This is a genomic window from Luteimonas colneyensis, assembly GCF_014836665.1.
GTDB lineage: Bacteria > Pseudomonadota > Gammaproteobacteria > Xanthomonadales > Xanthomonadaceae > Luteimonas > Luteimonas colneyensis.
In genome coordinates, this window is the sequence record NZ_JACSQJ010000005.1 from 8,950 (window position 1) to 30,739 (window position 21,790).

Annotated in this window: 18 protein-coding genes, 2 tRNA genes and 1 pseudogene; 8 read left to right on the plus strand and 13 right to left on the minus strand. The window is 71.3% G+C overall.

All coding sequences use genetic code 11. The features are described from left to right. Positions 1 to 52: 52 nt before the first annotated feature. From H9645_RS09555 to rsmD, 3 genes are all read right to left on the minus strand, one after another. Entirely contained in the window at positions 53 to 550 is a 498-nt protein-coding gene (locus H9645_RS09555) for a hypothetical protein (protein ID WP_191729482.1), read from the minus strand. Positions 551 to 587: 37 nt separating this feature from the next. Then, positions 588 to 1,088, minus strand: coding sequence for a pantetheine-phosphate adenylyltransferase (gene coaD / locus H9645_RS09560; RefSeq protein ID WP_191729483.1), 501 nt, complete (start codon positions 1,086 to 1,088; stop codon positions 588 to 590). 68 nt (positions 1,089 to 1,156) lie between these two features. Further along, positions 1,157 to 1,753 carry a 16S rRNA (guanine(966)-N(2))-methyltransferase RsmD gene (gene rsmD, locus H9645_RS09565; RefSeq protein WP_191729484.1) on the minus strand — a complete coding sequence of 199 codons (597 nt, stop codon included), beginning with the start codon at positions 1,751 to 1,753 and terminating at the stop codon, positions 1,157 to 1,159. A gap of 68 nt (positions 1,754 to 1,821) precedes the next feature. On the opposite strand from rsmD, the gene ftsY reads away from it, so the two are divergent. Genes ftsY through H9645_RS09585 form a run of 4 tightly spaced genes read left to right on the plus strand, consistent with a single transcriptional unit; the run spans position 1,822 to position 5,823 of the window. Beyond that, complete coding sequence (gene ftsY, locus H9645_RS09570) at positions 1,822 to 3,207, plus strand: signal recognition particle-docking protein FtsY (protein ID WP_191729485.1); 1,386 nt, start codon at positions 1,822 to 1,824, stop codon at positions 3,205 to 3,207. Continuing rightward, positions 3,204 to 4,448: an AsmA family protein gene (locus tag H9645_RS09575; protein ID WP_191729486.1), complete on the plus strand. Its 1,245-nt coding sequence runs from the start codon at positions 3,204 to 3,206 to the stop codon at positions 4,446 to 4,448. The genes ftsY and H9645_RS09575 overlap by 4 nt, the downstream gene beginning before the upstream one ends. After that, positions 4,445 to 5,551 carry an A/G-specific adenine glycosylase gene (mutY, locus tag H9645_RS09580; protein ID WP_191729487.1) on the plus strand — a complete coding sequence of 369 codons (1,107 nt, stop codon included), beginning with the start codon at positions 4,445 to 4,447 and terminating at the stop codon, positions 5,549 to 5,551. Before H9645_RS09575 ends, mutY begins: the two co-directional genes overlap by 4 nt. After that, complete coding sequence (locus H9645_RS09585) at positions 5,548 to 5,823, plus strand: oxidative damage protection protein (protein WP_191729488.1); 276 nt, start codon at positions 5,548 to 5,550, stop codon at positions 5,821 to 5,823. The genes mutY and H9645_RS09585 overlap by 4 nt, the downstream gene beginning before the upstream one ends. On the opposite strand, the gene H9645_RS09590 is transcribed toward H9645_RS09585, so the two are convergent. Then, on the minus strand, positions 5,799 to 6,245 hold the full coding sequence (locus H9645_RS09590) for a DUF6491 family protein (RefSeq protein ID WP_191729489.1): 447 nt from the start codon (positions 6,243 to 6,245) through the stop codon (positions 5,799 to 5,801). The two genes, H9645_RS09585 and H9645_RS09590, sit on opposite strands and share 25 nt — an antisense overlap. Positions 6,246 to 6,390: 145 nt before the next feature. Next, a tRNA-Phe gene (locus H9645_RS09595) sits at positions 6,391 to 6,466 on the minus strand. 97 nt (positions 6,467 to 6,563) lie between these two features. Between H9645_RS09595 and H9645_RS09600 the strand changes: the two genes are divergently transcribed. Then, entirely contained in the window at positions 6,564 to 7,847 is a 1,284-nt protein-coding gene (locus H9645_RS09600) for a DUF445 domain-containing protein (RefSeq protein ID WP_191729490.1), read from the plus strand. 136 nt (positions 7,848 to 7,983) lie between these two features. Here H9645_RS09600 and H9645_RS09605 read toward each other — a convergent pair. From H9645_RS09605 to ku, 3 genes and pseudogenes are all read right to left on the minus strand, one after another. Beyond that, positions 7,984 to 8,160: pseudogene (locus H9645_RS09605) on the minus strand (HupB); the annotation flags it as partial. A gap of 31 nt (positions 8,161 to 8,191) precedes the next feature. After that, complete coding sequence (locus H9645_RS09610) at positions 8,192 to 9,238, minus strand: SDR family oxidoreductase (RefSeq protein ID WP_191729492.1); 1,047 nt, start codon at positions 9,236 to 9,238, stop codon at positions 8,192 to 8,194. 91 nt (positions 9,239 to 9,329) lie between these two features. Then, the gene (gene ku / locus H9645_RS09615; RefSeq protein WP_191729493.1) at positions 9,330 to 10,346 is read right to left on the minus strand and encodes a non-homologous end joining protein Ku; all 1,017 of its coding nucleotides are present in this window, start codon (positions 10,344 to 10,346) and stop codon (positions 9,330 to 9,332) included. 144 nt (positions 10,347 to 10,490) lie between these two features. Here ku and H9645_RS09620 point away from each other — a divergent pair. Then, positions 10,491 to 10,565 (plus strand) — tRNA-Val (locus H9645_RS09620). 680 nt (positions 10,566 to 11,245) lie between these two features. Then, positions 11,246 to 11,674 carry a phosphatase PAP2 family protein gene (locus H9645_RS09625; RefSeq protein ID WP_191729494.1) on the plus strand — a complete coding sequence of 143 codons (429 nt, stop codon included), beginning with the start codon at positions 11,246 to 11,248 and terminating at the stop codon, positions 11,672 to 11,674. 48 nt (positions 11,675 to 11,722) lie between these two features. Here the strand turns inward: H9645_RS09625 and H9645_RS09630 are convergent, their stop codons facing one another. The 5 genes from H9645_RS09630 to H9645_RS09650 all read right to left on the minus strand — a co-directional run bounded on the left by H9645_RS09630 (position 11,723) and on the right by H9645_RS09650 (position 20,049). Continuing rightward, entirely contained in the window at positions 11,723 to 12,949 is a 1,227-nt protein-coding gene (locus H9645_RS09630) for an EAL domain-containing response regulator (RefSeq protein WP_191729495.1), read from the minus strand. Then, on the minus strand, positions 12,946 to 13,776 hold the full coding sequence (locus tag H9645_RS09635) for an Hpt domain-containing response regulator (RefSeq protein WP_191729496.1): 831 nt from the start codon (positions 13,774 to 13,776) through the stop codon (positions 12,946 to 12,948). The genes H9645_RS09630 and H9645_RS09635 overlap by 4 nt, the downstream gene beginning before the upstream one ends. Positions 13,777 to 13,893: 117 nt before the next feature. Continuing rightward, positions 13,894 to 15,513, minus strand: a complete 1,620-nt coding sequence (locus H9645_RS09640; protein WP_484497236.1) for a serine hydrolase — start codon at positions 15,511 to 15,513, stop codon at positions 13,894 to 13,896. A gap of 61 nt (positions 15,514 to 15,574) precedes the next feature. Continuing rightward, positions 15,575 to 18,556, minus strand: a complete 2,982-nt coding sequence (locus H9645_RS09645; protein WP_191729497.1) for a TonB-dependent receptor — start codon at positions 18,554 to 18,556, stop codon at positions 15,575 to 15,577. Between the two features lie 44 nt (positions 18,557 to 18,600). After that, positions 18,601 to 20,049, minus strand: coding sequence for a transglutaminase-like domain-containing protein (locus H9645_RS09650; protein ID WP_425490237.1), 1,449 nt, complete (start codon positions 20,047 to 20,049; stop codon positions 18,601 to 18,603). Positions 20,050 to 20,365: 316 nt separating this feature from the next. Here H9645_RS09650 and H9645_RS09655 point away from each other — a divergent pair, with 316 nt between their 5' ends. Then, positions 20,366 to 21,760, plus strand: a complete 1,395-nt coding sequence (locus H9645_RS09655) for a C40 family peptidase (protein ID WP_191729499.1) — start codon at positions 20,366 to 20,368, stop codon at positions 21,758 to 21,760. Positions 21,761 to 21,790: the final 30 nt, after the last annotated feature.

Sequence of the window (21,790 nt, forward strand, 5' to 3'; positions counted from 1 at the left end):
CCCTGGGCGTGCGGGCCGCCGCCGGCACGGGGCCGGCGGCGGACGCGGCGGCCTACTTCGCGTCGACGAAGATGAACTCGACGCCGGCCGGAGCCACGGCGGCGGACACGCGCTCGCGGTCGGCGGCGGCGCCGATGAACACCACGCGCACGCCCTTCATGGTGTCGGGTTCGACGCCGGCGAAGGCGTTGACGATGATGTCGGCCATCTTCGCGGAGTCCGACGAGGCGTAGGCCAGCATGTTGCCGCGCACGATGCCGCGGGACACGTCGCTGGTGGCCTTGTCGGACAGGCGCTCGTAGTTGCCGGCGTCGGCGGCCTCGTCGCCGGTCGGCGCCGGCAGGTAGTACACGTAGGGCTGGTTGGCGATGCCTTCCATGTTGCGCGTCACCACGTCGGAGACGTAGGCGCGCCACGCGGTGTCGTCGGCGGTGGTCGGCGCGGCCAGCGGCGCGGCGACGGCAACGACGGGCGCCTCGTCCTTCTTGCAGGCCGCAAGCAGCGGCAGCGCGAGGCAGGCGGACAGGAGCAGGCGGGTGGTGGTCTTCATTCGTGTTCCCCAGGAGATCGTTGCGTTGGTGGTCAGTCTATCCCGCGCGCCGCCATTCGGCCTGGAGCGCTTCGGCCACCGCCGCCGGCACGAAGCCCGAGACGTCGCCGCCGAGGCGGGAGATCTCGCGCACCAGCGACGAGGATATGAAGCCGTACTGTTCGGCCGGCGTCAGGAACAGCGTCTCCACCTCGGGAATGAGGTGGCGGTTCATGCTCGCCAGCTGGAATTCGTATTCGAAGTCGGACACCGCGCGCAGGCCGCGCAGCAGCACGCCGCCGCCGACCTCCGAGACGAAGTGGGCGAGCAGCGAATCGAAGCCGCGGACCTCGACGTTGGCGTGGTGGGCCAGCGCCTCGCGGACCAGGCCGACGCGCAGGTCGAGCGCCAGCGCCGGGCCCTTGGCCGGGCTCTCGGCCACGCCGACGATCAACCGGTCGAACAGCGGGGCGGCGCGGTCGACCAGGTCGACGTGGCCATTGGTGATCGGGTCGAAGGTGCCGGGATAGACGGCGATCCTGTGTCGGGCTGTGCTCATGCCTGGTCGCGCCGTGCCTCGGGGTGCTGATCCGCCGGCCGGAGTGTATCAGCGCGGCACGATGGTGGTCAGGGTGCCGGCGCGTGCCGGAACAGGGCGTGGCGTGCGTCCCGGGTCGAGGACTCGCGGTGCAGGCGCCAGCCGGGGCCGGGTGCCGCCGGCGTGGCCGACGGCGACTCGATGTAGAGCCAGGCCGCGTCCGTGACCCAGGGGCCGAGCCGCTCCAGCGCGGTGTCCCAGGCGCCGGAATCGAAGGGCGGGTCGAGGAACACCAGGTCGAAGCGGCCGTGCAGCGGCGCGCGCAGCAGCTCCAGCGCGTCGGCGCGCAGCACCGTGGCGGCATCGCCGGCGTCCAGGCGCGCACAGGTGTCGCGCAGCGACTGCACCAGCGCCGGGTCGCGCTCCACCAGCAAGGCCTCGCGCGCGCCGCGCGACAGCGCCTCCAGGCCCAGCGCGCCGCTGCCGGCGAACAGATCGAGCACGCGCGCGCCCGGCAGCATCGGCTGCAGCCAGTTGAACAGGGTCTCGCGGGCGCGGTCCGAGGTCGGCCGCAGGCCCGGCGCGGACGCCACCGGAAGCTTCGATCCGCGCCAGCGGCCGGCGATGATGCGCACGCTGCCGGAGGCCGCGGGACGGGAGGGCGCGCGAGGGCTGGGTGGTACCATGACGCGGCATTGTCCGCGCTTGTGCGCACATGCGCACCCTCCCCCGTTCCCGTCTGGTCCCGATCGCGATGAGCCTGTTCCGCCGCTGGAAATCCGACGCCGACAAGGCGAAGCCGGCGAAGGACGAACGCTCCTCGCTGAGCGCCGCCGCCGAGGCCATCGAGGCCGCGCGCCGGATGGGCGACGCGGCCCAGCCGGCCGCGACCGACGTGGCCACCGCCGTCGAGGACGCGTGGAGCGCGCGACGCGAGGTGCATGACGCTGCGCCAGCGCCAGCGGATGTCGCCGCAGCGACCGCCGATGCGGCCCCCGACGCGCCTGCGTCGACCGTATCCGATGCCGTTTCGCGGGCAGCGCCGGTTCCGCTGCAGATCGAGGTTCCTCCGGCTGCGGCTGCGCCCGCGCCCGCGCCCGCGACCATCGCCGCCCCGCCGCCGGCGCCGATACCCGTCGACCCGGCGCCCGCGCACCCTCCCGTCGTCCCCGCCGACGCACCGTCGCCGCACGCCACCCAGGAAAAGCCCGCGGCCGCCCCCGGCAAGCCGGGCTGGCGCGAGCGCCTCATGGGCAGCGGAATCGCGCGCGGCCTCGGCGGCCTGTTCTCGCGCAACCCGCGCCTGGACGACGACCTGCTCGACGAGATCGAGACCGCGCTCATCACCGCCGATGTCGGCGTTGCCGCCACCACCGGCCTGGTCGAGTCGCTGCGCAAGCGCATGAAGGCCCGCGAGTTCGCCGACGCCAACGCGCTGCGCGGCGCGCTGCGGCTGGAGCTGATCCGCATGCTCGAGCCGGTGGCGAAGCCGCTGGCGATCGACCCGGCCGCGAAACCCTTCGTCATCCTCACCGTGGGCGTCAACGGCGTCGGCAAGACCACCACCATTGGCAAGCTGGCCAAGCGCTTCAAGGACGAGGGCCGCGGCCTGATGCTGGCCGCCGGCGACACCTTCCGCGCCGCCGCGGTGGCGCAGCTGCAGGCCTGGGGCCAGCGCAACGGCGTGGCCGTGGTCGCCCAGGGCCAGGACGCCGATCCGGCCTCGGTCGCCTTCGACGCGCTGCAGGCCGCGAAGGCGCGCGGCACCGACGTGCTGATCGCCGACACCGCCGGCCGCCTGCACACCCAGCAGGGCCTGATGGCCGAGCTATCGAAGATCAAGCGCGTGCTCGGCAAGCTCGACGCCGCCGCGCCGCACGAGGTGCTGCTGGTGATCGACGGCACCACCGGCCAGAACGCGCTCAGCCAGCTGCGCCACTTCCACCAGGCCGCCGGCGTGACCGGGCTGGTGGTGACCAAGCTCGACGGCACCGCGAAGGGCGGCGTGGTGTTCGCGCTGGCGCAGGAGTTCGGAATCCCGATCCGTTTCGCCGGCATCGGCGAGCGCCCCGAGGACCTGCGCGTCTTCGACGCCGAGGCCTTCGTCGACGCCCTGCTGCCGGAGGCGCTGGGGGCGTGAGGCTGCGCCGCGGGCTCGCGCTCGCCGCCGGCATCGCCGTGATCGTGCTGCTGCTGGTCGCGCTGGCCGCGGCGATCCTCATGCAGCCGCGGCAACTCGCGCGCATCGCGCTGGGCAGCGTCGGCGACGCGCTCGGGCTCGGGATCGGATTCGAAGGGGAGGCGCGCTATCGCCTGCGCGGCACGCCGCTGCTCGAAGTGCGTGATGTCGTGGTGCGCGCGCCGGGTGCAGGCGCGCCGCTACTGCGCGCCGATCGCGTGCTGGTGTCGCTGCCGTGGTCGACCCTGCGCGACCGCGCCGCGCCGCTGGTGCTGGAGCGCATCGAGCTCGACGCGCCGGTGCTGGACCTGGCGCTGCTGCAGGCGTGGCTTGCCAGCCGGCCGCCGGGCGAAGGCCGCGTGCCAACGCTGACCGGCGGCGTCGGCGTGCGCGACGGGCGTCTGCTGGGCGACGGCTGGGCGCTGCAGGGACTTCAGCTCGACCTGCCCTCGCTCGCCGAGGGCCAGCCGCTCGCCGCGCAGGCTCGCGGCGTCCTGGAGCTGGCCGCTCCCACCCGCATCCACTTCGATCTTGACCTCGCGGCCACGCAGCCCGCCGACGGCGCCGGCGCCAGCGCGCGCGGCCGCGTGCGCATCGAAGGCGCGGACTGGCAACTTCCCGCCACGGTCACCGCGTCGGGCCCTTCGCACTTCGGCGGCGGCACCCTGCGCGTCACGCCGCTGCGCCTCGGCATGTCCGCGGAATACCGCGGCGAAGGCGAGCCGCTGCGCTTCACGCTCGGCGCGCACGGCCCGCTGCGCCTGCGCGACGGCACCTGGACGCTGGTGCCGGCGTCGCTCGCGCTGCGCGGCGACGGCATGGTCCCCGACGTGGATGCGACCGGTCGCGCCGCCTTCGGCCGCGCCCTGCTGCTCGAACTCGTCGGCACCCTGCGGGAGTGGCCCGCCGCATGGCTCGCGCTGCCGGCGCCGCTGGACACGTCAGCGTCGCCGATCGCCGTCGCGCTCGCCTATGCCGGCGCACGCGACCTGTCTGGCCCCGTCGGCCTGCACCTGCGGCGCGCCGATGCCGAAGCCCGCGCCGGGGTCCGAATCGCCGAAGTGCTGGAATGGATGGACGCCGCCGCTTCGGGCAGTCCGCTGCCGCCGGTCGCGGCACGCGCCAGCGCCCCACGCATCGAGATCGCAGGCGCGGTGCTCGATGGCGTCGAAATCGAGATCGACCCGGACGGTGCGCGATGAACGGTCCCGATGCGGAGGCCGGCCCCGCCGCTGACGGCACCGACGCCTTCGCGACCCCGCTGCTGGCATGGTTCGACGACCACGGCCGCCACGACCTGCCCTGGCAGCACCCGCGCACGCCGTACCGCGTCTGGCTGTCAGAGATCATGCTGCAGCAGACCCAGGTGCGCGTGGCCATCCCCTACTTCGAGCGCTTCGTGGCGGCGCTGCCCACGGTCGCCACGCTCGCCGGCGCGCCGCTGGACGACGTGCTCGGGCTGTGGTCGGGGCTGGGCTACTACGCCCGCGCGCGCAACCTGCACGCTGCCGCGCTCGCCTGCGCCGAGGCCCATGGCGGCGAACTGCCGCGCGACTTCGACGCCCTCGTCGCGCTGCCGGGCATCGGCCGCAGCACGGCCGGCGCGATCCTGGCCCAGGCCTGGGGCGACCGGTTCGCGATCCTAGACGGCAACGTCAAGCGCGTCCTCGCGCGCTACCACGGCATCGACGGCTGGCCGGGTCAGCCCGCGGTGGAAAAGCGCCTGTGGAGCTTCGCGCAGGCGCACCTGCCGCGCGAGCGCCTGGCCGACTACACCCAGGCGCAGATGGACCTGGGCGCCACGCTCTGCACCCGCCACGCGCCGGCCTGCGCCGACTGCCCGCTGCGGCCCGGCTGCGCGGCATACGCCCAGGCGCGGACCGGGGAGTTGCCGACGCCGAAGCCCGGCAAGGCCCTGCCCACGCGCGAGGCGACGCTGCTCCTGCTGCGCGACGCCGAAGGCCGCGTGCTGCTGCAGCGGCGCCCCCCGGCCGGGGTCTGGGCGCAGCTGTGGTCGCTGCCCGAAGCCGGATCCGACGACGCGGCGCGCACCTGGTTCGCCATGCACGTGGACGGCGACTACGCGCGTGGCGAACCGCTGGACAGCATCGCCCACGTCTTCAGCCACTACCGCTTCAACATGCACCCGCGGCGCTGGCGTCCGGTCGCCACCGCGGCCGCGGTGCGGGACAATGACGACCTGCGCTGGGTGCCACGCGACGCGCTCGCCGGCCTCGGCATCCCTGCGCCCGTCCGCACGCTGGTCGAGGCGCAGTTCGAACAGGACCAGGAGGAACAACCGTGAGCCGCACCGTCCACTGCGAATACGAGAAGCGCGAAGCCGAAGGCCTCGACTTCGTGCCCTGGCCGGGCGCGCTCGGCAAGCGCGTCTTCGCCGGCATCGGCAAGCCGGCCTGGAACGCATGGCTGGCGCACCAGACCATGCTGATCAACGAGAACCGCCTGTCGCCGATGGACCCGGAGCACCGCGCGTTCCTCGAACGCGAGATGGAGAAGTTCCTGTTCGAGGGCGGCGCCGACAAGCCCGCCGGCTACGTCCCCGAAGACGCGTCCTGAGCCTCTTCCCGCGCCGCCTTCTCGGCCTCGCGGATGCGGGTGACGTCGAGCGGCCGGATCTCCCGGATGCGGCACGGCAGCCGCATCGAGTTGGGGCTGTCGACCAGTACCTTGTCGAAGCCGGCGTACACCCGGCTACCCTGGCTGGTGAGGCCGATCATCGGCGTGAATTCGATGTCCTGGCAGATGCCGCTGAAGGACAGCAGCCAGGCCTCCTTCGGCCGCGTCCAGACCGCGATGTGCTCGTCGTCGAGCGGCGTCCAGCCGCTGATCCGCCCGAGGTAGGTAAAGCTGGACACGGGCTCGCCGGCGGCCGCGCGATAGGTCGCCAGCTTTTCAGCCTCCGTCATCCCGGTGGTGGCGCAGCCCTGCAGCGCCATCAGTGCGATGGCCGCAAGCGCGGCCGTAGGCGTGCCTTTCATGATGCCTCTCCCGCCGCGGCGCGGCGCTGGAATCGGCTTTCGATCATCGCGCACTCGCGGCCCCGCTGCGCACGGGCAGCGCCCGGCGTTCAGCCACGATAAGAAACAGAAAAGCCCGCATCTCTGCGGGCCCTTCGCTGCCAAGTGGTGGCCGGGGAGGGAATCGAACCCCCGACACGGGGATTTTCAATCCCCTGCTCTACCAACTGAGCTACCCGGCCACTGGCGAGCCCGGAATGATACGGGAGCAGACCTCGCCGAGGCAAGCATCCAGACGAACCCACTTCACCGTCGCCCGGCCTTCGCTACCCTGTAGTGATGCCGACGACCACCGATCCCCGCGAAGCCGCGCTGCGCCGCCGCAAGGCCATCGCGCTCGGCCTGCTCGGCATCGCCGGCCTGGGGCTTGCAGTCGTCTCCGTGCTCGAACGCACGCATCCGCACTGGGCCTTCGGTTTCCTGGCCGCGGTGTTCGAGGCCGCACTGGTCGGCGGGCTGGCGGACTGGTTCGCGGTGGTCGCGCTGTTCCGGCATCCGCTGGGCATGCGCTGGATCCCGCACACCGCGATCATCCCGTCGAAGAAGGACGCCCTCGGCGCCAGCCTCGCCGACTTCATCTGCGACCACTTCCTCGGCACCCGCCAGGTGGCGGAGAAGCTGCAGTCGGTCGACATCGCCGGCTCGATCGCCGCCAAGCTCGCCGACTCGGCCTTCGCCGGCAGCATGGGCCGCGCCCTGGCCAATGCCCTGCCCCGCATCCTGGACGCGCTCGACAGCGAGGAGCTGCACGGCTTCCTGCATCGCATCGCCGAAGCGCGGCTGCGCCAGGTCGACCTGTCGGGCGTGGTCGCGGTCATCCTCCGCCAGCTCACCGCCGACGGCCGCCACCAGGCGCTGGTGGACGCCGGGCTGGAATACGCCGGCGAGGTGCTGGCCGCGCCCGGTACGCACGAGCGCATCTCCGGCGTGGCGGGCCGCGAACTGTGGAAGGTGCTGCGCTACCTGAAGCTCGACGGCGTGGTGGCCGACAAGGTCGCCGACAAGCTGGTCGCGGGCATGACCGGCATGGTCGGCGACATGGCGAACGACCGCGACCACGAGATGCGCCAGCGCATCGGCACCGAGTTCGAGCGCCTGATCCTGCGCCTCGAGGACGATCCGTCGCTGCGCGCGCGCGTCAACGCCTTCCGCGACCAGCTGATCGAGGACTCCGACCTGTCGCGCTACCTGCGCAGCCTGTGGCGCGACCTCGCCACCTGGATCCGCGACGACGCCGCGCGCGACGACTCCGCCATCGCCGCCAGGATCTCGTCGGTCGGCGCCGAGATCGGTTCGCGCCTGGCCGCCGACGACGACATGCGTGCCTGGATCAACGACGGCATCGTCGGCCTGGTGCTGCCCGAGGTCGAGCGCTACCGCGAGGGCATCCGCGGCTTCATCGTCGAGCGCGTGCACCAGTGGAGCGCCGACGAACTGACCCGCGAGCTGGAACTCGCGGTGGGCTCGGACCTGCAGTTCATCCGCTACAACGGCACCGCCGTCGGCGCGCTGATCGGCGGGGTGCTGTACGCGCTGGTGCATGGGATCCAGCGCCTGGCCTGAGCCGTCGCCCCGCCGCCCCTTCCTGCCCGCCGCCCCTCCCTGTAGGAGCAGCTATAGCTGCGACCCGAATCCCGACCCATCCACATACGTCGGTCGCTGCTCCTGCAGGGGTAGCGCGGGGGCGTGGGCCGGGTCAGGAGGAATTGCGGCCGGAGCCGGACTTCCTGCCGCCGCCGTCCTGCTTGTTCACCGTCGCCCAGGCGATGCGCTCCGCATCCTCCTTCGAGCGGCCTTTCCCGCGCTCGCTGTCCTCGATGTGCTCCGCCTTGCGCTTCTGCTTGTCGGTATAGGCCGACTTGTCGCCCCTGGTCATCACGCACCTCCTGACTTCAGCATGGTCCCGATCATCCGCGCGGCCCGCCCATCACGGGCAGGATCGCGCCGTTCACGTACGACGACATCACCGGCGACGCCAGGAACACATAGGCCGGCGACAGCTCTTCCGGCTGCGCGGGACGCCCCATGTCGCTGTCCTTGCCGAACTTCGCCACGTCGGCGGCCGGCTTGTCGGCCGGATTGAGCGGCGTCCACACCGGCCCCGGCGCCACGCAGTTCACGCGGATGCCGCGGCCGAGCAGGTTACTCGCCAGCGCCTTGGTGAAAGCATGGATCGCGCCCTTGGTCGCGGAGTAGTCGAGCAGCTTCGGGCTGCCGAAGATCCCGGTCTCGGACCCGGTGTTGATGATGCTGGCGCCATCGTCCATGTGCGGCAGCGCGGCGCGCGCCATGTGGAAGTAGCCGGCGATGTTGGTCTGCAGGGTCTCCTGCAGGTGCTCGTCGGTGAGGTCCTCGAGGCGCTCCACGTGCTGCTGGAAGGCGGCGTTGTTGACCAGCACGTCGAGCCGCCCGAAGGCGTCGACCACCTGCCCCACTGCGTCCTCGCAGAACGCCGGGTCGCGCACGTCCCCGGCGATCACCAGGCAGCGCGCGCCTTCGGCCTCGACGTGCCGGCGGGTCTCCTCTGCATCACCGTCTTCGGCGAGATGCAGCACGGCGACGTCGGCGCCCTCCCGCGCGAACAGCACGGCCACCGCCCGGCCGATGCCCGAGTCACCGCCGGTGACGATCGCCGCCATGCCGTCGAGCTTGCCGCTGCCCGCGTAGTCCGGCGCCTTGAAGCGCGGCTGCAGGTCGAGGTCTCCTTCCACGCCGGGCTTGGGCAGGTGCTGGGCGGGCAGCGTGGTCGGCTGCCGGCGCGCGCCCGCCTGCGCCGGCGACTTCTTCGCGGGCGCCTTCTTCTTCGCCTGCCTGGCCGAGCGCAGTGCCTCTTCCTGGATGTCGCGCTGACGCGCCGCCGTCTTCCTGCCGCTGCCGCCGCGCGCGGCACCGGCCTTGGCCGCCTTCGCCGCCTTGGCCGCCTTCGTCGCCTTGCCCGTCTTCCTCGTCGCCATCGAACCGCCTCCCGGGAGTGCCGTTGGACGGTCGACGCTACGCCGGGGGCCGTTGGCGCCCCGTCATCGCCGCGTGCAGGCGGCGCGAGCCTCAGCCGGCCTTGCGGGCCGCGCTGCCGGCCGTCCCGCGCGATGCGCTGGCGGTCTTCTTCGCGGTCTTCCTGGCGGCCTTCTTCGCCACCTTCTTCGTGGCTTTCTTCGCCGGCTTTTTCGCGGTCTTCGCCGCTGCCTTCTTCGCGGGCTTCGACGCCGGCACGTCGCCATCCGCGGCCGAGGTCCCCGCGCCGCGCTTCTTCGCGGGCGTGCGCCTGTTGGCGCCGATGCTCTTCTGCAGCAGGGCCATGAAGTCCACGACGTTGGTGGTCGCGTCCTCGGGCACCTCGTGCTCCTGGTCGTCAGGACGCGACACCACGCCCTCGGACTTCATGCGCTCGCGGATCACCTTTTCCAGCCGCCCGCGGAACTCGTCGCGGTACTGCGAGGGATCCCATTCCCCGCTCATCGCCTTGATGAGCTGAGTGGCCATCTCCCGCTCCTTCGCATTGATCCGGTAGTCGCCGGCCTCGCCCTCGGGCAGCCGGTACTCCGACGCGTCCACCACCTCCTGCGGATAGCGCAGCAGCATCAGCACCAGTGCATCGCCCTGCGGCAGCACCGCGGCCAGGTACTCGCGCGTGCGGATCACCACGCGCGCAATGCCGGCCTTGCCGGTATCGCGCAGGGTCTCGCGCAGCAGCACGTAGCCTTTCTCGGCCTTCTTCGCGGGCACCAGGATGTAGGGCTTCTCGTAGTAGGTCGGCGGGATGTCCGCGGCATCGACGAAGGTCTCGACCTCCACCGTTTCATGGCTCTCCGGCGCGGCCGACCTGATGTCGTCCTGCTCCAGGACCACGTAGCTGCCCTTGTCGTATTCGAAGGCCTTGACCACGTCCTTCCACGGCACTTCCTCGCCGGTCTCGGCGTTGACGCGCTCGTAGCGCACCGGATTGCGGTCGCGCGAGTCCAGCATGCGGAAGCTGATGTCGATCCGTCGTTCGCCCGACATCAGCGAAACCGGCACGTTCAACAGCCCGAAGCTCAGGGTCCCGGTCCAGATGGGGCGCGCCATGGGGGCCTCGCGTTCGAAGGGGCGGACCCACGACGCTAGGCGTGGCGTGGTGAGACGCCGGTGAAGCGGACCCGCCGTGCCACGGAGCGGGTGCGGGGACTTGCGGGACCCGGGCCCCGCTGCTGTATACTGCGCGGCCACTTCGGGCGGTTAGCTCAGCGGTAGAGCATTGCCTTCACACGGCAAGGGTCGCAGGTTCGATCCCTGCACCGCCCACCAGATCCAAGCAGAAACCCCTGGCCTCCAGGGGTTTTCTTTTGGCTTTTCTCCCAGGTGAAGGGAAGAGGCTCGCGGTCGAGCTGGCTGTGGTGATGCTGGATCGGCGTCTGCTACGGCCAGAGATGCTCGCGGGTTGGGTCGAGATGCAAGTCGGCTCCGTGGTGGCGTACGCGGCCCGTCGCGCACACAGGGGGTGTGCTCCCCCGGCATCTCCGCGTCCTGCTCCCACTGCCGGCCGCCGGCCATCCCTGGCCCGCTGTCCGCACACCCCCTGTGCGCGCGACGGGCTGTAGCGAGGTCCGGCCTCGGCAAAGATCGAGGGCAGCAACAGCAACAGTAGTGACAGCACCAGCACCGCAGCAAACCGCACCCGAGCATCAGCAGCAGGGCGACAGCGATCGCGGCGGCAGCCGCGACAGGGAGTGGCGAGACCGGGTCGGGAAGCAATCGCGCAGTCAGGGTCCAACGTCTTTCCAGACCGCGGGAAAGGTGGTGCCCGGTGCGGGCGCAGGGGGGATGACCAGAGCCGGCCATGGATGGCCGGCGACCGGAAGTGGGAGCAGGACAGCGCAGATTCCGGCTGGGCATCCCCCCTGCGTCCGCGCCGGGCCGCCGCAGCCCGAACTGCCCGGGTGACGGCATTGGGGGGAGGCGCGGTCTTCCCCCACCCGGACACTGCCATGCACGCGCTCGCCGGCGGACCCGTGGTCGCGCCGCGTTTCGGCGGCCCCCAGCAGCAGGCGCGCGCCCTCGCCGTCACGCACCTCGCGATCCACGATGCGCTGAACTCAATCGAGCCGCGCTACGACACGTACTCTGATCCACCGCCCGCCCCGGCGGCCGCCTCGCCGGATGCCGCGATCGCAGCGGCTGCGCGCACCAACCTGCTCGCGATGCTGGGGCCCCTGCCTCCGACGGTGCCGCCCGGGCTCGCTGTGGCGAACCGCGGCCTGGACCGATGGCAGCATGTGAGGCTGTCGCAGCTGGAGAGCGGACAGTCACTCAGCCGCGTCTACGGCGGCCTGCACTTCTTCGAGGGCTGCACCGCGGGCCTGTGCCAGGGGCGGCAGGTGGCGGACTGGGTCTACGCGCGGGCGCTCCGCCCGTAGCCGCGTGCCAGCGGGCAGCGGCACCGGCGCCGGTGCCGCTGCCGTGCATCAGGCGGCGAGCAGTCCGTCGCGCAGGACCGGCCACTCCCGCGTCCAGCGCATGACCTCGGCCGCCGGCATGGGCTCGGCGACCAGGACGCCCTGGCCCAGCTGGCAGCCCAGCTCGCGCAGGCAGGCGAGGTCGTCCATCGCCTCCAACCCCACGGCCACGGTCTGGACGTCGATCTCGCGCGCCAGCGCCAGCGCCGCCTGGACGATCGCGCGGCGCGACGGATCCTGGGCCACGCCGCGGACGAAGCCGCGATCGATCTTGAGCTCCGAGAACGGCATGTCGCGCAGCTGCGCCAGGTTGGAAAAGCCGGTACCGAACTCGTCGATCGCCAGGCGCACGCCCTTGAGCCTCAGCCTGGTCATGATGTCGAGCTGGGCCTTCGGCTGCGTCGGCAGGTGGGTTTCCGACAATTCGAGCACCAGGCGTTCGAGCGGGAAGTCGGCGGCGGCCGCCAGGCGCGCCACGCGTTCGGGCATGTCGAGCGTGGAGAGGTTGGCCATCGTCAGGTTCACCGCGACGTCGAGCCCGCCGCCGGGGGTGGTCCAGTGGCGCGCGTCGTGCAGCGCGTTGGACAGCACCACGCGCGCCAGCGGACCGATCAGTCCGGCGCGCTCGGCCAGGGGCACGAACTCCGTGGGCATCACGATGCCGCGCGTCCGGTGCTGCCAGCGCGCGAGCGCCTCGACGCCGACCACCTCGCCCGTCGCCAGGTCCACCTTCGGCTGGTACAGGTTGAACAGCTCACCCGACGTGATGGCGGCCTCCAGCGCCGACGCATCCTGTCCCGAGACCAGCGGCAACGCCTCGTCGGCCGGCCCGGCCGGCTCCTCACCCGCCGCTTCCTGGTGCAGGATGTCGCGCAGCGCCGCCGGCTGCACCGGCTTGGGCAGCGTGCCCAGCACGTTCAGCCCCTGCGCCCGCGCCACCTGCTCGGCCGCCTGCAGCACGCGCGGCTCGGCCCCGCTGATCAGCACCAGGGCGCCCGCGAATCCCACTTCGGCGAGGTGCCGGACGAACTCCACGCCGTCCATGCCGGGCATTCTCAGGTCGCAGAAGACCAGGCCGAAGCCGGCAGGGTCGGTCGACACCAGCGCCAGGCCATCCTCCCCTCGCGAGCACAGCTCGATCGCGGCATAGCCGCTCTTCCTCAGCCCCATCGCCCGCAGCTGGATCTGCAGCAGGCGGGTGGTGAAATCATCGTCATCGACAACCAGGATCTTCATAGCGCGTACCTCGTCATGTCCGGTGCCGGCGCGCCGGCCGCGGCGCGCCAGCGGCGCATCGCCGCCAGCGCCGCATCCAGCGCAACCACCACCTGTTGCACCAGCGGAGCGATTCCATCGCGCCGCCCCCCATCCACGTGCTCTTCGAGCCGCGCGCACAGCACGGCCAGTGGCACCGCCCCCACCGAATGCGCCGAGGCCTTGAGCCGGTGCGCGAGCATGCCTGCCCCGCAGGCGTCGCCGGCGCGCGCCGCGCGCAGCAGGTCGTCGCGCATGCCGGTCGCGACCTCGTCGAAATAGCCGAGGATCTCCAGCATCAGTCCCCGCTCGCCGCCGACCAGCTCGCGCAGTGCGGCGACCTCGAACACGGGCACCGCCCCCGGGCCGGCGCCGGATGCATCGCCAGGCGTCGTCGCGGCGGTGCCGGCCTGCACCGGCGCCGCGGCCAGCCAGCGGCCAAGCACGGCACGGAGGCCATCGAGCTGCATCGGCTTGGCCAAGAAGTCGTCGAACCCCGCCTCGCGCGCCCTTTCGGCCTGTCCGATGCGCACGTCGGCGCTGAAGGCGAGCACGGGCGTCCTGGTGCCACGGGCCTCCCGGCTGCGGATCGCGCGGACCAGGCCGAAGCCGTCCATCACCGGCATGTGGAGATCGCTCAGGACCAGTGCGAAGCCGCCGCCGAGCCAGCGCGACAGGCCGTCTTCCCCGTTGCCCGCCATGTCCGCTTCGACGCCCACCACGGCCAGCTGGCGGGCCAGGACGCTGCGGTTCGTCGGGTCGTCCTCGACGACCAGGATGCGGCATGCGTCAGCTCGAAACTCCGTCAAGCTCCCTCTCCATGGAGCAGCCGGAATGATGGATGCTGCTACGCAACATGGTAGCGGCGCGCGCGCCATCCCTCCCGTGCGCACCGTCACAGAGCGGACATGCCGGGTGCAGTGATCTCAGGGGCAGTCGCCCACCCGCACGAACGCGAGATCCTCGTAGTCGTAGCTGAAGTCGGCCTCGGGATCGACCTTGGCCATCGCCAGCGTTGCCGGTCCTCCGACCGTCGCGGTGGCGAACTCGAGCCAGGCATCGGCGTCGGGGCCCAGCGTGTCGAAATCCACCAGCAGGCGCTCTCCCGCACGCAGCACCGGTCCGGCGAGCCGCGGCGACTTCAGCGATTCGAAGCGCACGCCTCCGTCCGCTTCGCACACCGTGGCCTCGCCGAACCAGGGATCGCGGTAGCGGCCCAGCCTGCCGCTCAGCGCACCGGCGGCGGCGGGCGCGCGCTCCGAGTGGGCTGCATCGCCATCCGGTGCGTCCTGCGCGGCGACGGCCGCGGAGCGCTCCGCGGCCAGCAGCGAGGCGTAGTGCGCGACCAGACCGTCCGCCCGGGGACAGGCCGCCCCGGGACACGCGGTGAAGATCTTCGACAGCGACTGTTCCAGCACCGTCCGCGCATCGCCCGCATCCCCGTTGACGAGGATCACGAAGCCGGTGTCCAGCTCCGGCAGCAGGCTCACCGCGGAATACATGCCCGACAGCGTCCCGGTGTGCGCGACCTTCCAGGTCCCGTCGACGTCGCTCAGCCGCCAGCCGTAGCCATAGGCGTGGAAATGGCTGCGATTCCAGGCGCGCATCCGCGCCGACAGCGGCATCGGCATGTGCGCGGTCCACGCCTCGTCGCGCTGCGCGGCGGACAGCCATCGCGCGCCATCGCCCCCGGCGGTGTCCGGATCGAGCCACGCGCGCACCCAGCGCAGCATGTCGTCGAGCGTGCAGCGCACCCCGCCCGCGGCGGACATCGGCATGTCGGCCACGACCTCGCCCTCCGCGCGCGGCTCCCAGGCATCCCCGCGGCGCACGTGCGGCGCGGCCACGGGCCCTGCCCCGTCCACGCGCCATTCCCCGACCCGGCAGCCCTGCATGCCCAGCGGCTCGAACACCTCGCGCCGCAGCAGCACGTCGTAGGGCGCGCCGCCGGCCGCGGCCGCCACTTCGCCGGCGACGATGTACAGCGTGTTGTCGTAGGCATAGCGCGAGCGGAAGCTCCAGCGCGGCTTCAGGTGCGCCAGGCCGGCGATCACCTCGTCGCGCGAGAACGCGTTCGGCTCCGGCCACAGCATCAGGTCGCCGGCGCCCGGCCCCAAGCCGCTGTTGTGGATGAGCAGGTCGCGCACCTGCATCTCGCGCGTCACCCAGTCCTCGTGCATGCGGAAGCCCGGCAGGTGCTTCACCACCGGGTCGTCCCAGGCCAGCACGCCGGCATCGACCTGCCGCGCCAGCAGCGCCGCGGTCATGGCCTTGGTGTTGGAGGCGACCTTGAACAGCGTGTCGGCAGTGATCGCCTCGCCGCTGCCGGCGACGGTCTCGCCGCGCAGTTCGACGTGCCGGACTTCGCCGTCCACGACCACGCCGACGGCGATGCCGGGAAGCGCGTAGCGGGCGGTGGCGTCGTCCACCGCCGCGGCCACGGCCTGCCGGGGCCAGCCATCATCCGTGCCAGCGGTCGCCGCTGCCGATGCAAAAAAAATCGCGGCCGTGGCTGCGGCCGCGAAGAGGACACCCGTTCCCGCCACCTTGTCTCCTTCCGGAACCGGAGGGCGACGGCCCCCGCCGCCGCCCTCCGTCACGCCGTGCTCAGAAGTTCCAGGTCACGACCAGCTGCGCGTAGCGCGGAGCCTGCCAGACCGTGCCTTCGCCGAAGTAGGGCATCCGCGTACCCGGCGTGCTTTCGTAGCGCGAATGCACGTTGACCACGGTCTGGCTGTTGAACAGGTTGTAGACCGAGAAGCGCGCCTTCAGGTCGATGTCCTCCACCGGCAGCGTCCAAGTCACGTTGACGCCCACGTCCTTCACCCAAGGCATGCGGCCAAAGGCGCCGCGCTCGGAGTAGACCAACTGGCGCGTGGCCGGGTCGGCGCAGTTGGCCACGCAAAGCCAGCCGGTGCCGCCGCCGCTGAACTCGCCGGAACCGCCGCCCGGGCGGCTGTCATCCGGCCAGACCACGCCGAACGCCGTGATGGGGCCACCCGAGCGCGCCGTCGCGGTGGCGCCGAAGCTCCACATCTCGTTGAGCTTGTAGCTGCCGCGCAGCTTGAACTGGTGGCGGAAGTCGTTGAACAGGACGCCGAAGCGCTCGTTGTTGGCCGGATGGTCGTAATGCTGCACCAGGTTGGTGTCGGCATAGCCGGTATCCGAGTTGACCGGACCCTCGAGGTTGCCCTCGCTCTTCGACCAGAGGTAGCTGAAGTTCACCGCCCACTTGTCGTCCCAGGCGCGGTCGAGCTGGAACTCGACGGCCTTGTACGTCCGCTTGGGCCGCTTGTAGCCCATGACCGCGCCGGCGCCATAGGAGGCCACGTAGCCGTCCTGCGACGAATCGAACTCCACCCAGTCCTCGGTGTCCGGGCACCACAGGGTGACCTTCTCGCCCGGGTTGATGATCGGCCAGTCGCCCGAGTACCAGCCGCAGCCTTCGACGTGGTTGATGCGGGCGTCCTCCACGGCGCGGGTGACTTCCCGATAGGTCGCATTGACGCCGTACGACCAGGCCTGGTTGATCGCCTGCTGGAAGCCGAGGATGAACTCGTCCTGGTACACCTGCTTCAGGTCGCGCGCCACCGCGGTGCGCACGTCGTCCGGCGGCGGTGCGTTCATGTCGGTGTTGACGGGGCCGATCTGCGCGCCAAGGTTGGGCGAGAGGTAGGGCTTGCCGGTGATCGGATCGTCGAGCTCGGTCCAGCCGTTGAACACGTAGTAGGAGTGCTCGTCGGTGGTGCCGCCGCCGAAATAGTCGGTCAGCTTGTTGGTCAGCGGCAGGTAGTAGCGGCCGGCATTGGCGAACAGCTTGGTGGTGCCGTCACCCCTCATGTCCCAGCTGAAGCCCACGCGCGGCGAGACCATGTCCTCGAAGTCGGCGCGGGCGAAGGTCGCGCCCGAGGCCAGCTTGTTGTGGAACTTGTCGAAGCGCACGCCCAGGTTCAGCAGGACGTTCGGCGTGACGCTCCAGTTGTCCTCGATGTAGAAGGCCTGCATCTCGGTGCTCACCGGCGCACCGGTGATGTACCGGCGCGCATCGACGATCTGGGTGACGCCCGGCGGCACGAAGGTGCCGTTCAGCGGCGCGCCCGGGGTCACGGTCTGCACCTGGTAGCTGCGGCCGTCGCCGGGGTAGCGCACGAAACTGGTGGAATCGAGCACCTCGTGGTCGACGCCGAAGCGCAGCAGGTGGTCGCCCAGGGTCCACTCGAAGTCCAGTCGCGCGGCCTCGCGCTCATCGACGCGGCCGTTGAAACTGGAGTTCGTCGGGTGGCAGCCCCAGTTCACCCGCGCCTGGTTGGCCACGGTCACGATGCTGCAGTCGCCGTCCCACGGGCTGCTGGTGTTGGTGCTGCGCTCGTTGACGCCGTACATGGCCTTGGCCATGAAGTTGTCGCCGAAGTGGCCGGTATAGGTCACCGACCAGTTCTCGCCGCCGCTGCCCGACACCGAGCCGCCATTGAGGTCGCCGCTCTCGCCCGTGTCCCAGTCGTAGTCGTAGATGCTGGTCTCGCTCTCGGCCTTGTCGGAGAACGCCAGCAGCTCCAGCAGGTGGTTGTCGTTGATCTGCCAGTCGAGCTTCGCGCCCCAGAAGTCGTTGTCGCCCTTGGTCATGTAGACCTCGTTCTCGTCGACGTCCTTCGGACTGCTGTCGCGCACCTCGTACATCGCGAAGAAGAACAGCCTGTCCTTCACGATCGGACCCGACGCCCAGACATTGGCCTTGTAGAACGAGTTCGAGTCGCGGCTGGTGCGATCGCGCTCGTCGAGCGAACCATCCGAATGGAAATGGTCGTCCTTGGACGACGCCCAGGCCGAGGGTTCCATGGTCAGCTCGACGCCGGACTGGAACTCGTTTCCGCCCGACCGGGTCACCGCGTTGATGACGCCACCGGTGCTGCGGCCGAACTCCGCCGAATAGCCGCCGGTCTTGACCTGGAATTCGTCGTAGAAGCCGAACGGCACCGAGGAGAAGCCCTGGCGGCGATACGGGTCGGTGACGTTGAGGCCGTTGATGTAGACCGCGTTCTCGGCCACCGAGGCACCGCCGAAGGTCAGGCCGCCGAAGGTGGCGCCCGACGACACCACGCCGGGTGCGAGCAGGGCCACCGAGGCCAGGCTCTGGTCCACCGGCAGCTGCGCGATCTGTTCGCGGGTCACGTTGGTGGCGGATTCGGTCGAGCGCACGTCGACGCGGTTCACGACGCGCGCGCCGACCACCTGCACCGCGGCCATGTTGGCGATGCCGCCCTCACTGCCGAGGTTGACGGTGGTGGTGCCGCCCAGCGCGACGCTGACCGGCACCGGCTCGCCGACCGGCGCGCCGTCACGCACCACCTGCACGCTGTAGTCGCCCACCTGCAGCTGGCCCAGGCGGTAGCTCCCGTCGGCGCCCACGGTCACGGTGCGCGTGGCGCCGGTGGTGGCGTTCACCAGTTGCACCTGGTCACCGGCGTTGGCGCGGCCGGCGACCGCGCCGGTGGCGCTCTGCGCCAGCGCAACCGGCGCCATTGCGGACAGGCAGGTGCCCAGGGCGATGCAGAGCGCGGCTCTGCGGAGTCGGGTGTGGCTGGCCTTCATTGCGGTTCTCCCCGGAACAGGTGTGCGTTGTTGGTTGGCTTGGCTCAGGTGCCGTCGTCCGTGACCGGTGGCAGCAGCTGCCACTCGAAGTCGTAATTCCACTGGTCGAAATACAGGTTGCCGCCGTCCCACTCGGCTTCGCCGCGCTGCAGGTCGACGGTTTCGGAACGCGGGTGGCGCTTGGCCGGCACGAACTCGCGCGACCAGTCGTCGTTGAATGCGATGCGCCAGGCGTCGAGTCCGCCCAGGTAGAAGTCCTGCAGCTCCGGCGCGGCGCCGGGCAGGCGGCCGAAGGTCACGTCCATCGGCACCCAGCCGTAGGGGGCCAGGTACATCCAGCCCCAGTCGTGCATGTTGTTGTATTCGCCGTCGGAGAAGATCCAGCCCGACTGCCAGCGCGCCGGAATGCCGTTCATCCGCAGCAGGGTGATCAGCAGCAGGGTCTGCTGGCCGCAGTCGGCGTGGCCCTGCTCCAGCGCGTGCTGGCCGATGTTGGTGATGGTCGAGTACTCGCGGGCGCCGGCCCAGGGAATGCGGTCGACGGCGGCGAACAGTTTCTGCGCGATGCGGTAGGGGTTGGTTTCGTCGCCAACGATGCGCGCGGACTCCAGGCGCATGGCGTCGTTGAACACCACGTGCGGCGCGCGCTCGGCCACGAAGGGCGCGAGCTCGGGCGTGATCTCCGCCGGCACCACGCGTTCGGGGTCGATCCGGTGGTACTGCGCGTGCACGGTCAGCTCGTAGGTCACCGAGAACGCGGTCGGCTCGCCGGCCACGGCCGGGGCCTCCATGTACACGGTGCGCTGCATCGCGGATTCGGGCGCCAGCCGATGCGCGGCCGGCACCGTCGACTGGAGCGCGATGTGCTCCTGCTGCCCGGCGATGGCGCGCGGGAACGGAAGCCAGGCGCGCACTGTCTCGCCGGCGGGCACCGCGTCGGGCTTGACCGTCAGCGACTGGGTCACGCGCACGCGCTGCGGCGCGACCGCGCTTTCTCCGCTGGCCAGCGCGGCCTCGCGCACGCGGGCGTGCTGCGGATGCGCCACTTCCAGCGGGCTGTCGTAGAACACCAGCGGCGTCGCGCGACGCTTGCGCGCCTCTTCGCTCAGCCGGAACAGGTTGGAGGGCCCGCGGCTGAACCAGCGGCGCTGGCCGTCGATCACCCGCGCCTCGATCAGGCCCTCGGCGTCCCAGCGCGCGAACTCGGCGTCGGTGAGGTCGGGGATGTCGCGGCGCAGGCGCGCCTTGGCGCCGGCCTCGTCCAGGCGGAAGTCGAGCAGGATGCGGCGCATGCGTTCGCGCTGGAACTCGAGCGCGGTGCGCTGGTCGGCGTTGAGCGACGCGTCTTCGAGCGCACGGGCGATGGCGGCTTCGGCGCCGATGAAGTCGCCGGAGTCGACCAGGTCGATGATGGCGGGCGGAGCAGCGAGGCGTGCGCCGATGTCGTCGCTGTCGGCGGTGGCCGTTGTTGTTGCTGTTGCAGGAGCGGCTATAGCCGCGACCGCTGCCACGTCCACCGACGAAACGGCGGTCGCGGCTATAGCCGCTCCTACAGGGAGGGTTGCGGCGAGGGCGAGGGCCAAGGCACGGGCACGCCATCGGCGCGGGGCGGGGCCCGCGCTGGCAAGCATGTGTGCTGGATCGACTGCAGGCATCGCTGAAAGCCCCTCTCCTGGCCCCGGAACTGCGTCGGGGCTGTGTAACATGGGCTTCATGGGGCGTCAATAATTTATTCTTATTGGTTGATTTGTCCGAATCATGTATTCCATGATGCCCTCCGGCTCCGATATCGCCGGAAGGGGACGATCCATGCGATCCACTGCGCTGCTCCTCAGCCTCCTGCTCGCACTGCCCGCCTCGCTGGCCGCGCGCGAACCGGTCCAGGCGTCGCCGCCGCTGGCGGTCCCGGGGCTGGCCGAAGCCCATCTCTCGCCCGGGTTCTGGATCGACGCGCTCGCCGACGCCGACCGCGTGGTGCTGACGCCGGCGCAGATCGCCGCGCAGAACGCACGCATGCAGGCCGAGGACGGCTCGATCCACGACCTCGAGGCCCTGCCCGGCCACGTCGACGGCACGCAGGTTCGCGCCTGGATCGAAGGCCTGTCGAAGCTGCCCGAACGCACGCTGTTCGACGTCCACGGCCAGCCGGTGGAGCGCGGCGAACTCGAGCGCCTGCAGGCCTCGCTCGACCTCGACGCGATCCCGGCCAGCCAGCCGCTGCGCCACGGCATGGTCGTGCGCCGCGCCGACCTGCGCACCTTCCCCACCCGCCTGCGCGTCTTCAGCACCGCCGGCGACACCGACATCGACCGCTTCCAGGAAAGCGCCCTGTTCCCGGGCGATCCCGTGGCCATCGTCCACGAGAGCCGCGACGGCGACTGGGCCTTCATCGTCAGCCAGCGCTACGCCGCGTGGATCGAGAAGCAGTCCATCGCCGAGGGCGAGCGCGACGCGATCCACGCCTGGGGCCGCCGCGCGCCCTTCCTGGTGGTGACCGGCGCCACCGCGCGCACCGCGTACACGCCGGAAAACCCCGCCGTCTCCGACGTGCAGCTCGAGATGGGCGTGCGCGTGCCGGTGCTGGCCGACTGGCCGGCGATGGACGAGGTCAACGGCCAGCTGCCCGCCGCGGCCCACGTCATCGAACTGCCGGTGCGTGGCGACGACGGCCGCCTGTCGTTCCAGCCCGCCCTGCTGCCGCGCTCGGCCGACGTCGCCAGTGACTACCTGCCGCTGACCGAAGCCAACCTGATCCGCCAGTCCTTCAAGTTCCTCGGCGAGCGCTACGGCTGGGGACACTCGTACAACACCCGCGACTGCAGCGGCTTCGCCTCCGAGATCTACCGCAGCTTCGGCGTGCTGCTGCCGCGCAACACCAGCGCGCAGGCCGTCAGCCCCGCGCTCAACCGCCTGCCCTTCGACGCCGGCGACAGCCACGCCGAGCGCGTCCAGGCGCTGCGCGAAGCCCGCCCGGGCGACCTGGTCTACATCCCCGGCCACGTGATGATGGTGATCGGCCACGTCGACGGCGAGCCCGTCGCCATCCACGACACCAGCGGCATGAGCTGGAAGCCCGAGGGCACCGACGACCTGGTGCGCCTGCACCTCAACGGCGTGGTGGTCACCCCCATCCTGCCGATGATGTCGAACGCGACCACGCCCACCGTCGACCGCATCACCAGCATCCAGCGCATCCGGCCCTGACCGGATCCCGCCCAGACAAAGACCCGCCGC